Below are 12,495 nucleotides of genomic sequence, written 5' to 3'. Positions count from 1 at the left end.
GATTACACCTTAAAATCCATTTTAAGGAAAGCCTCATACTCTTGTGGAACACCACAAAAAATCAAGTCATCCATTTCAATAATATCAATAGCTACATAAGCATCTGAGGATATTAATTTATTATATAATGGTGCTACATACTTTTCGTTGTTTACGATAAATGAATTATCCGATTCGGTATTTTTATAAACATCTAAGAAAGTAGATACCTTATCAAAATTATAAAGACCATCACTGCAATATTCTGATATCCGTTCCTTCTCAGACACTTTTATGACTTTACCATTACTATCTGTAGCCGCAAATGACCAATGTTCTCCCTCACCCGTGAAGACTTCGAGATAGTTTTGAGATTTACCTAAAGGCCTAACAAATGGTTTTGTTCTAATAGTATCAATATTGAAGATTGTAAGCGGTTCATCATGCTTAGCTGTTGAGTTCATTAAACCTAAATATACAGTCTCAGCTTGACCCGAAGTCATTTCATCAAGAATTACACATTCATAATTATTAAAAGAAATTGATGAAAAATAATCATTGATGAACATCTCAGTATCGTAATAATCTTTTTTTATTACAAACAAAAGCTTTTCATTTAGTTTTTCAGAACTATCTAAAAAGCTTTTAACTACCCAGTGAAAAACATTTTTAGAGTGAGCTTCAAGCATATACTTGGGTTTTAAATAGCCATCCTTGAAGAAACGACTGCTCATACCAACCATAGGAAAAACGATCATTCAACATCCTCTAAAAGAATAAATAAACGGAGGGCATTCGATAAAAATGCTTTCTGTCTAATTGAGCTATCATAATGTAGTGGTAACATAGACAAAAAAAGTAAAATCACTATCTCAATAACGCAATACTTTTTAATGTCTACCACATTAAGAATTGAAGCAATAGTATCTAAATCTAATGTATTTTTCTCTTCAAGTTGAAATTCAATTTCATGTTGACTAAAGGTAATTTCATATCTTTGAGAAATAATACAATCATAGTAGCCAATATATGAATGTAACATTTTGGCTAAATCATATCTTAAATCACCATAAATAGTGAACTTTTCGTTGAAGTCCATTGCTCGAGGATCGATTACTTTTATGGATTCGCTTCTGAAATCAAAAAATATATTACTAAAACAAAAATCACCATGAAGAATTGCTGGAACAGGATTCGAATTCATCACTCTGGAAATACATATGTCCATTATTTCATTAACAGACGGCATTTTATTTTTATTGAATGTAATTTTCAGATCAGGATTGAAATTATTTTCTTGGCAATATTTTTTTAATCGATGTTTAGATTTTTCAATGTAGATTGAATTTAAATAACCATCCACATTAAAATTATCTGGCCATTTCTCTAAAATACATTTTTTAAGATACTCATTGCATGAATTTAAAATGCTAGCCCAAGACTTAGTCGGCAAGTTGCCAAAAACAAATAGTTCACTCAATGAACAAAGATTCAAATATTCGGTTCTATACCCTTGGCAGCCATTTTTAGGACTCCTGAAATCGCCTAAATATTGAGGGGTAAATATTTTCAGATAAAATGGGATCGAAGAAAACCATTTTGCTTCTGCAGTTATTTTGTTTGTATGAGTACTAGTTTTTTCAACAATATTATTTTCAATGGTAAGATGATTAAATGCTCTTTCCGTTGTAAATTTGGTTCGTGATTTGTAAAACGTCTGGGAGTGTCCGAAATCATACCAGTTTCTAACACTATGCTGTTTTATTTTTAAATGATTATCGGAATAAGCATTAAGTGCTTCAAGAAAATCACCTTTTTTCAATGCAATGTAGCGAACCAATTCTTTTGCAGAGGAAACACTGAAATAACCATTATAGACAAGGTCTTTGTTTTTATTTTTCTCGACGTTATACCAGTGGTAATTCGATGAAGTATACGAAACACCAACCACATCGGAAAGGCTATAAATTTCATCATCTTCAATAACAGTATCGCCATAAAGTATTGATATTTTTCCAAGCGGTCCAGAAATGTTTATACAATATTGAATGGCTTCACCAATTGTAAACTCATTGGGTACGCGAATAACTTCCAGTCCTAACTCTGCCAACCTCTTTTGATCGAAATCGGGGATTTCATAATCATATGGGAGAGATATTATCTTACTCGAAAAATCACCTACACAACTCTTAACTTGGTGTTCATAAAGTCGCTTCCCACCTAGAGGGAGAAATGCAGGGGGAATACGTCCAATTTCTGATGTTAACTCACTTTCGATATAATCACTCGAACAGATTAATAGCATGCTATTCCGCCTCTATAAGTTTCACTATTTCCGAATAACTAAGATTCACAAACTCACTAGGGCGAATAGCACGGTCATCAACATAAAAGCCATCTTTCCCACACCACGGTTTTCCTACGAAAATTTCATCATAAGGAACACCGTGCTTTTCTAACCACTCAATTATTTTAGGAAGCGTATGAACATTAATTAAACCCACATTGCCTTTATATGAACGCATATTCCTTGCTGTGTAAATTACAATACGAAAACCCAAATTTTTGTAGTTTCTTAAGGTGTCTACAACATCTAACCTTGGTAGTTCTTCTTCATAACCCTCGCTTCCGCCCTGTGTGAGGGTTTTGTCTAAATCCATCACTATTGTTTTATTTTCTGACATGATTGTGGTTCTCACTCATAATATTATTGTACAGACAAATTGTTTCATTAATGATAATTTTAGAAGAGTATCTTTCAACTGCAGTTTTCCTGGCAGAATTACCTAGCATTAATCTTAATTCTTTATTAAGTATTAATTCTCGAATCCTTTCTTTAAACTCTGCCAAATCACCTGTTCTAACCAGAATACCATTAAGCTTATGGCTTATTAGACTCCGACATCCATCAATATCGTATGTAATAGCAGGTCTTCCAGAAGCAAATGATTCAAGTAATATACGAGGGACACCTTCAGGATAAGTTGATGGCAGGGCTACGATGTGGCATGCTGCCAGTAACTTAGGGATTTCATCAGACTTGCCCAACCATTGTATTTGATTATTTCTATGCCATTCGCTAATAGCTGTATGACTTATTGCATCAGGATCATCAGGAACATTAATACCAGCTACTTTTAGATTGATTTTTATATTTAGCTCTTCACGCAGCTCACTGACAACCTGAACTAAATCTGGCAAACCTTTTCTTTTTATCAAACGACTTGCATATAGTATGGTGATTTCTTTAGTTTCTGGTTCAGGCTGTATTTTGAAAACATCACAATCAACTCCAGCACCATTAATAACAAATGCCCTTTCAGTTTGAAAGCCCACTTCTTTCAAAAGATTTTGTTTGTCATATTCATGCTCGAAGCACAAGTAACTTTTTTCATACTTAATAATCCATTTAATACATGGCTTAACAAGTATTTTCAAAACCTTGTCAATTATTGAGCGAGAGTTAAAAATTCGCCCAAGACCAACAAAATTCAGCAAAACTCGATTTTTCGTTAGCCTAGAATAGACCCCACCTATCACCAAACATTTTATTGTGATAGATATTAAAAGATCGGGTTTTATTTTTTTTATTATTTTGTAGCACCTTATTGCATCTAATATAAAACCAATTGGATTGATACTCCTTTCTTTTATACGCGTATCAATACATTTAAATCCTTCAACTGTAAGTTTTTCAACTAATTTCTCATTTCTAAAATTGGCTAAAATGAATACTTCGAATCCTGAGTTTTTTGCTTCTCGTGCACGGTCTATCCAATGAAGATGAAAATACCAATCGGAATTTATTAAATAACAAATTTTTTTCATTCAGTACCAACTAATGGTTTTTCCCACCAACATTTTTAATACCATGCCAAACCCCTTTAAAATAATATTTTAAATACAATAGAATATTATCAGCGGTGTAGCATTTCTCAAAATATTTTAACGCTCTCAAAAACATAGCGACGCCCGAAAAAAAACTATCACTCCCTAAAATAAAACGAGACCTGATCATGTTTCTCATCAAGTAATATACTTTCCATGCAGGAAATTTATTTTCCCCTTGAGAATCCACATCATGGTGAATAATTAATAATGGCTCATAAATTATTTTAATTTTTTGTAATGAAAGCTGATATGAATAAAAAACATCGTCAAAATATATAAATAGATCTTCTCTTATGAGCTCATATGTTTTTTCTAAAACAGATATAGGAATTATGCATCCGACAAATGAAAAAGTCAGCACATCTGTACGCTCATCTGCTCCAGCACAAAAACTAGTTTTATCCTTATAATATGCAATATTTTCCGAAAGTGACTTTGGAATTTTTTTCCAAGGTATATTCATCGCACAAATAATATTGTATTTATCAATAACTTTGCTACAGTAAACAACTGAGTCGCGCTTATTTAAATTTTCAAAGTTTTTAATAAAACTCGCACTGGGCCATGCATCATCATCATAAAAAACGACCCAATCTGTGTTAATATTATTAATTAAATATCTTACTCCATATTTAAAACCACCTGAGCCGCCAACATTATCTGGAGTTCTGATAATATTTAATCGGGGATCCTGCAAAGTATTAAGCCAATCAGATGTTCCATCATTTGAGTCGTTGTCTACGACTACAATATGCTGAAAAGGCAACGCTAAGGTTGCCTCGATGCTTATTTTCAGTTTATCAAGACGATTATAAGTTACGATTAAAGCGGTTATTCTCATCTTACCGAAACCGTAAAGGCCGGCATTGAAGATTTAGTGTCAACAGATTCCAAATATACAGCAGCCGTCTTTAAGGCTTCTGCGATAGTTACATCCATATCCAAATATCTATATGTTCCAAGCCGACCAACAAATGTAACATTTCTCTCTTGTTCAGCAAGCTCAAGATATTTGTTTAACATTTCCATTTCACCCATTTGGCGAATAGGGTAATAAGGGATATCTTTCTCTGTGCAGCTTCTACTGAATTCTTTGTAGCAGACACTTGCCTCGTGCTTTTCCCACGGAGCAAAATATTTATGCTCAGTTATTCTGGTAAAGGGAACATTTTCATCGCAGTAATTCATTACTGCACACCCCTGAAAATCACCTTCATGATAAAACTTTTTAAAATCAAGAGTGCGGTAACCTAGACGTCCAAATTTATATTCATAAAATGAGTCAAGTGCGCCACTAAAAAAAACATGACTATAATTTTCTCTATCATCATTCGAAAAATTGGTTTCCAATTTCACTGTGATATTTTCATGTTTTAGAATTCTCGCAACAATGTCTGTGTATCCATTCTCTGGCATTCCCTGATATTTATGATTAAAGTAGTTATCATCATAATTAAAACGTACAGGTAAGCGTTTAAGAATTGAGGCTGGCAACTCAGCTGGTGACATACCCCATTGCTTGATTGTATATCCTTTAAAAAATGCTTCGTAGAGTTCCTTACCGACAAATTTTAGAGCCTGATCCTCAAAAGTCAGTGCTTCTTTTATATTCTTATCACCTTTAGTTTCAATTAATTTTTTTGCTTCATCAGGTGAACAAGTTGTTCCGAAAAATTGATTAATTGTATGCAAATTAATTGGCAAAGATAGAATACGATCCCCAACTTTAGCTTTAACTCTATTCGTATAAGGCATCATAGTGCAATACTGTGTTATATAATCCCATACTTCTTTATTGTCAGTATGAAATATATGTGGTCCATAAGTATGAACCATAACATTAGTCTTTTCATCCCTCTCGCTGTAACAATTTCCTGCAACGTGGGTGCGACCGTCAATTATTGTAACTTTCAGACCTGCATCTGCTAGTTGTCTACCAATTACAGCACCAGAGAGGCCAGCACCAACTATTAAGACATTTACATTTTTCATCTTTATTTCTCAGCTCATAAATTCTTTGTATTCTTGGATTACTTGCGTACTTTCGCCAATTCTTCTTATTTTATGGTTTTCGATCCAAATTACTTTATCACAAACTTTACTAATATCACCCATACTGTGACTTACGAATAATATGGTGACACCTTTTTTTTTGAATTCATTGATTACATCGATACATTTTTTCTGGAAACTGATATCACCAACAGCTAAAACTTCGTCAATAATGAGTATTTCCGGATCAACCTGCGTAATCACCGAAAACCCCAATTTTGCCAACATCCCACTTGAGTAGACCCTGATAGGTTCATCGATAAATTCACCTAATTCTGAGAACTCAATTATTTCATTAATTTTAGCATTTATTTCTTTTTTTCTCAGTCCAAGCAGCGTCGCATTTAAGCGAATGTTTTCTCGACCAGTTAATTCAGGATGAAACCCTCCGCCTAGTTCAAGCATCGATGCTACGCGGCCTGTAACATTAACTTTTCCTTCACTAGGTTTGATAACTCCAGCAACAAGCCCTAAGGATGTACTTTTACCAGCACCATTTCTACCAATAAGTGCAACCGATTCTCCTTTTTTTATTTGAAAGGAAATATCCTCGATTGCTAAATAGCTTCTACCTGATAATAAACTTAATGCTCTTTTGGGATTGAATATCAGCTCTTTGATTCCTGAGCCAATATGATGATAAAGCGGATAGCGTTTTGTCACCTTATCAAATTCAATTGCTATTGCCATTATAAAATCTCCGCAAAACGATACTTAAGCTTGTTAAATATCCAACCACCTATCAGCATCATTGCAAAAGCATATATATATAGTTCACTAATATATAATAAATCCAAATTCCCATTCATGAACAGATCTCTCCAACAAATAATAAGGAGAGACAACGGATTACCTTCAACAAAGGAACGATATTGTTCAGGAATGAGATCAAGTGAATAAAGTATTGGAGTACAGTAAAACATCAACATTAAGCCTAATGTGATGAAGCGCTCCAAATCACGGAAAAAAAGATTCAAGGTTGACAACATCAGAGATAGGCCAAATGTAAAAATCATTTGAGCTAATGCGATGATAGGTACTCCCCAGAGCCAAGAAATGTGCGGTCTCATATCGTAAATAAGTAAAAAAACGATAATTACAGGGATAGTACAAAGAAAATGAAGAAACTCCATCATTACATTACTTAATGGAATTACTGAACGTGGAAACACTGTTTTCTTAATAATTTGAGCATTAGCTATAAATGCAAATAGCGAATTGTTTGTTGAGCTAGCGAACCATTGCCATGGGAATAATCCGGTAATGAGAAAAATGGTATAATTTGGTATCTGTACTCTCATTACGAGCTTAAAGATAAAATAATAGATCATTGCAAATAACAAAGGGTTTGCAATAGACCAAAGATAGCCGAGGATGCTGCTTTTGTAGCGAACTTTCAATTCTTTTTCAGTAATAACTGAAATAAGATCAAAAAGATATCCAATATTCCGATTCATTTTTCAACTCTGATACTACATAGATTGCTCATAATTTGTGTTTTTGAAAACATGCTACCGCCCCTGGCTCTACAGCTACCAGTCAACTAAAACATCTTTCAGCCAAACTATGAGGAAGGATAATCTACAACATGAAACGTTGCACTTTTTCTGCCCAGCTCACTAAATAACCAAATCTATAGAAAGCAAAAATTTGGTTTTTTTGATTTTAACACCTTATAAAAAAGCATTAAAGGTTAACAAAAGCCTGTGATTGAAAAGCAAAAAAGCCTGTCAAAAGACAGGCTTTAGTTTTACAGCAAAAATATTTATTCAAACCCATCCGGGTTCTTACTCTGCCAGTTCCACGTATCACGCATCATGGCATCAATCCCGCGCGTCACGCGCCAGTCCAGTTCGTTGTTCGCCAGCGTGGCATCTGCCCAGAAAGCAGGCAAATCACCATCACGGCGCGGCTTGAACTCGAACGGAATTGGCTTGCCGGAAGCTTTCTCAAACGCCTTGATCATCTCCAGCACGGAGAAGCCTACTCCGCCGCCGAGGTTGTAGGCTTTGTAGCCTTCAACTTTGGCTAAGTGATCCAGCGCTTTCAGGTGCCCTTCTGCCAGGTCGACAACGTGAATGTAGTCGCGCTGTGCGGTGCCATCTGGCGTATCGTAGTCGTCGCCAAACACGCCCAGCTTCTCCAGACGACCAATCGCCACCTGCGCGATGTACGGCAGCAGGTTGTTTGGAATGCCGGTTGGATCTTCACCGATTTCGCCAGATTCATGCGCGCCAACCGGGTTGAAGTAGCGCAGCGCGATGGCTTTGAAGTTCGGGTCCGCTTTAGCGAAATCGCGCATCACGAATTCGATCATCAGCTTAGAGGTGCCGTACGGGCTGGTCGTGCCGCCTATTGGCGTGGTTTCCACGTAAGGAACCGGTGCATCCGCGCCATAAACGGTCGCAGATGAGCTGAAGATGAAGTTCCACACGCCAGCAGCGCGCATCTCTTCAAGCAGCACCACGGTACCAGCCACGTTGTTTTCGTAGTATTCCAGCGGCATGCGCGTGGATTCGCCAACGGCTTTCAGTGCAGCGAAGTGAATCACGGCGCTGATATCGTTAGTGGCAAACAGGTCACGCAGGCAGGCGCGATCGCGGATATCGCCTTCAACGAACACCGCTTTTTTACCTGACAGCTTTTCCACGCGGTTGATGGCTTCGCGGGAAGCATTGCAAAGGTTATCCAGGACCACAACGTCGTCGCCACGCTCTAACAGCGCCAGCACCGTATGGGAGCCAATGTATCCCGCTCCGCCCGTTACCAAAATAGCCATGTGTACTCCTTTAAACCGCGCTAATGGCGCGGCAGAGAATGAGGAAGCTTATTTCGCCAGGATTTTCTGAATGGATTCGCGGAAATCGCGGCCCTGATCGTTGTTACGCAAGCCGTAAGAGACGAATGCCTGCATATAACCGAGTTTACGACCGCAATCATAGCTGGTTCCAGTCAGCAGTTGCACATCAACCGGCTTCTTCTTGCTCAGGGAGGCGATAGCATCGGTCAGCTGAATACGGCCCCATGCGCCTGGCTCAGTGCGCTCCAGCTCTTCCCAGATATCGGCAGAGAGCACGTAACGGCCAACTGCCGTCAGATCAGAGTCGGTTGAGCCGGCTTCTGGCTTCTCGATAAAGCTGGTGATGGTGCTGATATCGCCTGGGTTATCAATCGGCTCTTCGGTGGTCAGCACGCCGTATTCGGTGAGGTCTTCACCCGGCATGTGTTTCGCCAGCACCTGGCTGTGGCCAGTATCTTCAAAGCGAGCAACCATTGAGGCGAGGTTATAACGCAGGTGGTCGGCGGTAGAGTCATCCAGCAGCACGTCTGGCAGCACCACCACAAATGGGTTGTCGCCAATCATTGGACGCGCGCACAGCACGGAGTGGCCCAGACCCAACGGGTTAGCCTGACGCACGTTCATAATGGTCACGCCCGGCGGACAGATTGACTGCACTTCGCTGAGCAGCTGACGTTTAACGCGTGCTTCGAGCAGCGCTTCCAGCTCGTAAGTGGTATCGAAGTGGTTTTCCACTGCATTTTTGGAAGCATGGGTGACCAGCACAATCTCCTTGATGCCAGCCGCGACGCATTCGTCAACAATGTATTGAATCATTGGTTTGTCGACGATTGGCAGCATCTCTTTCGGAATGGCTTTGGTCGCAGGAAGCATATGCATACCGAGACCCGCAACTGGGATTACTGCTTTAAGCTTGGTCATATTTATTCCATTTCATGAAGTGAATACGTGGGGTCGATTATGCAGGATCGGCCGGTCGAGCAAGTATAATCTTTATCTGAAAAACCGGCACTAACTCTCTGTCACGCCATCAAAAATCGCTAATTTGGCCGGTAAAAATGCCAGGATTCTCATGGGAAATGGATGCGCTAAGCCGCTGAAAAACCGCGAGAGGATGGAACGAGAGTTACGAAGGAAAAGACCAGTGATTTTCAGAAAAGTTAACGTGTAGGAATTGTAAGGTCACCGTTAACGGTGACCCTAAGAAGGTTACAGCCAGCCCTCAAACCATTCCGGCATTACGAACAGGTTGAAGTGGTTTACCAGCATCATCAGCGCCACAAACACCACCGACACTGAAACCCACTGGCGCGCATACGGCATAAAGCGGATGCCAATCACCGGCTTGATGAAGAACGGATGCGCGAAGGCCGAGATCAGCACCTGCGAGATCGACAGCGTCAACGCCACATACAGCACGTTCGGCCAGATGTAGGTTGTCGCCAGCACCGCGACCACCACCAGGCTCGCCACAATGTTCCAGTAGAACTCAACATTGGTGCGACCGTTGGCCTGCGAAATCGCGCCGGTTAAGCCGCCCATCGGACGTAGCATGCCAAACAACAGCATCAGCGGAATCAGATGGTAAACCTGCTCATGCGAAGCGCCATACAGCACGCGCACAATCACCGGTGACAAAATGCCAATCGCCAGATACATCGCGCTGCTGAACAGCATGATGACGAAGGTGCCTTTCAGGAACAGCTTTTTCAGCTGCTCCGGATCGTGCTGCTTCTCAGCAAAGCGCGGCAGCGCCAGACGGTTAATCACCGGCGAAACCAGCTTCAGCGGTTGCAGAATCAGCTCTTTTGCCAGCGAGTAAATCCCCAGCATCTCCGCGCCCATCACTTTACCGACGATCAGCGCATCCGCCTGAGTACGCAGCTGGTTAATGGTCTGCGAACCGAGCTGATACACGCCGTAACGCACCGCACTTACAAAGGTTTTGCCGTCGAATTCCCAGGTCGGACGCCACGATTTCTCGCCGAAGTAAATCATGCAGAGAATACGCGTGAAGGCGTTGATGAACAGGCCAAGAATCGCCGCCGCCACGGTGAGCGAGGTGTAATACAGCATCGCGACAGTACACAGGAACGCGAACAGCTTGGTTGCCATCTCAATTTTCGCCAGCGTCACCATGCGTTTAGTTTTCACATAGTGCGCCTGATACTGCGACAGATGCCCCAGCACCAGGAAGTTGAGGCTGGTCAGCATGATTAAGCCCACCAGCTCCGGCAGGTGATAGAACCACGCCACCGGATAGGCAATCGCCAGCATAATCAAACCAGTGCAGAAACTGAGCGACACGTTCACCCAGTAAATAGTGCTCTGCTCGCGGCGATTAATATCCTGGCGATGCACGATGTAGCTGCTCATGCCCATATCCTGCAGCACGGTCGCCACCGCCAGAATCGCATTGATGATCGCCAGTAAACCCAGCTCGTGGGTTTCCAGTTTGCGCGCCAGAACGGCGAGCTGTAACACCTGAAGCAATGCGGCAAAACAGGTACTACCAAACAGCCAAACGGCCTGTTTTTTTAATCCGCTCACACCATGCGCTCCAGAATTTTCGCCAGCTCACCGTAAGCGATGTGCTGATTGAACTCAGTTTCGACTTTCTGCCGCGCGGCCGCGACCACTGGAGCCACATCAACATCGCCGCGTGACAGGCGCAGCAGCGTCGCCGCCAGCTCGTCAGGATCGTTCTCAGCCACCAGCCATCCGCTGACGTCATTCTCAATCAGTTCAGGAATGCCGCTGTGATAGGTGGAAACCACCGGCAAGCCGACCGCCATCGCTTCCATCAGCGCCACCGGAATGCCTTCCATATCGCCATCTGCGGCGGTTTTGGATGGCAACAGGAAGATGTCTGCTTCGTTCAAAGCCTGACGAATCTCGTCCTGCGGCTTAAAGCCCGGCATGTCGACGCAATCCTGCAATCCAGCGCGCGCAATGTGCTCGCGCATCATGCCGTCCTGTTCGCCGTTACCGATGATGGTGAACTGGAACTGGCCGCCGTTATTGCGCAGAATTTCGCTGGCTTTCACCGCCACATCCAACCCTTTCTTCTCGGTCAGACGCGCAACAGAGACGATGCGCAGCGGTTGATGGAAGGCTTCACGCGGACGGAAGTTAAACTTCTCCGGCTCGATGCCCATACGCGTCACGTGCACTTTGGCGCGCGGACAGCCCATCTCAATCAGCTTGTTCTCCCACAAGTGGCTGATAGGCAGCATCAGTTCACTCTGTTTAAACAGGTTGATGTAGTCGAGCTTGTGCTCTTCGAGGATGTGACGACGGGAAATGTCCGCGCCGTGGAACACCGTCGCCTGCTTGCCTTTCAGCACGCCGAGTTCGCGCAGCTTGTTCGCCAGCGCGCCGGCATAGCCAAAGTGCACCAGAAACACATCTGCGGTGTAAGGCTGTTTAGTGTTGGCGACAATCGCCGGCAGCAGCAGTTTGCTGGCCTGTGCGCCGTAACGACGCACATTTAGCGACTTGAGCAGCGCGCCTTTGGTGATTTTCGGCAGTATCAAGCCAATACGCTGCGTCAGCTTATCGAGGTTGGATACTTTCTCTTCCGGCAGTAAATAGTGGGTTTTCGCTGCCAAATTGTAGTCATCGAACGCGGCGTGGCGATTGATCATATCGCCCGGAAACACGGAGATAATCTCCACGTCGTAGCCTGCGTCAATGAAATGCGTCACCTGATTGAGCACAAAGGTCTCAGAGGCAACAGGAAAACGCATGGTGAAAAAGGTCAGCTTCATCAC

At 41.8% G+C, this 12,495-nt stretch carries 12 protein-coding genes; all 12 read right to left on the bottom strand.

Going from position 1 to position 12,495, the window contains the following annotated elements:
• Window positions 1–2 precede the first annotated feature (2 nt).
• Entirely contained in the window at window positions 3–737 is a 735-nt protein-coding gene (locus tag BM323_RS11060) for a glycosyltransferase family protein (RefSeq protein WP_008104843.1), read from the bottom strand.
• On the bottom strand, window positions 734–2,284 hold the full coding sequence (locus tag BM323_RS11055) for a protein kinase family protein (protein ID WP_008104845.1): 1,551 nt from the start codon (window positions 2,282–2,284) through the stop codon (window positions 734–736). The genes BM323_RS11060 and BM323_RS11055 overlap by 4 nt, the downstream gene beginning before the upstream one ends.
• A gap of 1 nt (window position 2,285) precedes the next feature.
• Window positions 2,286–2,663: an HAD-IIIC family phosphatase gene (locus tag BM323_RS11050; protein WP_008104848.1), complete on the bottom strand. Its 378-nt coding sequence runs from the start codon at window positions 2,661–2,663 to the stop codon at window positions 2,286–2,288.
• Window positions 2,650–3,807 carry a glycosyltransferase family 4 protein gene (locus BM323_RS11045; protein WP_008104850.1) on the bottom strand — a complete coding sequence of 386 codons (1,158 nt, stop codon included), beginning with the start codon at window positions 3,805–3,807 and terminating at the stop codon, window positions 2,650–2,652. The genes BM323_RS11050 and BM323_RS11045 overlap by 14 nt, the downstream gene beginning before the upstream one ends.
• 10 nt (window positions 3,808–3,817) lie before the next feature.
• Window positions 3,818–4,711: a glycosyltransferase gene (locus BM323_RS11040; RefSeq protein WP_008104852.1), complete on the bottom strand. Its 894-nt coding sequence runs from the start codon at window positions 4,709–4,711 to the stop codon at window positions 3,818–3,820.
• Window positions 4,708–5,862, bottom strand: a complete 1,155-nt coding sequence (gene glf, locus BM323_RS11035; protein ID WP_008104853.1) for a UDP-galactopyranose mutase — start codon at window positions 5,860–5,862, stop codon at window positions 4,708–4,710. Before glf ends, BM323_RS11040 begins: the two co-directional genes overlap by 4 nt.
• Before the next feature lie 9 nt (window positions 5,863–5,871).
• Entirely contained in the window at window positions 5,872–6,612 is a 741-nt protein-coding gene (locus BM323_RS11030) for an ABC transporter ATP-binding protein (protein ID WP_008104854.1), read from the bottom strand.
• Window positions 6,612–7,379, bottom strand: coding sequence for an ABC transporter permease (locus BM323_RS11025; RefSeq protein ID WP_008104855.1), 768 nt, complete (start codon window positions 7,377–7,379; stop codon window positions 6,612–6,614). Before BM323_RS11025 ends, BM323_RS11030 begins: the two co-directional genes overlap by 1 nt.
• 308 nt (window positions 7,380–7,687) lie before the next feature.
• On the bottom strand, window positions 7,688–8,701 hold the full coding sequence (gene galE, locus BM323_RS11020) for a UDP-glucose 4-epimerase GalE (protein WP_008104856.1): 1,014 nt from the start codon (window positions 8,699–8,701) through the stop codon (window positions 7,688–7,690).
• A gap of 48 nt (window positions 8,702–8,749) precedes the next feature.
• A complete protein-coding gene (galF, locus tag BM323_RS11015) occupies window positions 8,750–9,643 on the bottom strand; it encodes a UTP--glucose-1-phosphate uridylyltransferase GalF (protein WP_008104857.1) in 894 nt (297 codons plus the stop codon).
• A gap of 288 nt (window positions 9,644–9,931) precedes the next feature.
• A complete protein-coding gene (locus BM323_RS11010) occupies window positions 9,932–11,272 on the bottom strand; it encodes an MOP flippase family protein (RefSeq protein ID WP_008104858.1) in 1,341 nt (446 codons plus the stop codon).
• A complete protein-coding gene (locus BM323_RS11005) occupies window positions 11,269–12,492 on the bottom strand; it encodes a glycosyltransferase (protein ID WP_036648512.1) in 1,224 nt (407 codons plus the stop codon). Before BM323_RS11005 ends, BM323_RS11010 begins: the two co-directional genes overlap by 4 nt.
• Window positions 12,493–12,495 lie beyond the last annotated feature (3 nt).

Source organism: Pantoea sp. YR525 (genome assembly GCF_900116775.1).
In the GTDB taxonomy this organism is placed as follows: domain Bacteria; phylum Pseudomonadota; class Gammaproteobacteria; order Enterobacterales; family Enterobacteriaceae; genus Pantoea; species Pantoea symbiotica.
This window is presented reverse-complemented; position numbering and strand designations above follow the sequence as displayed.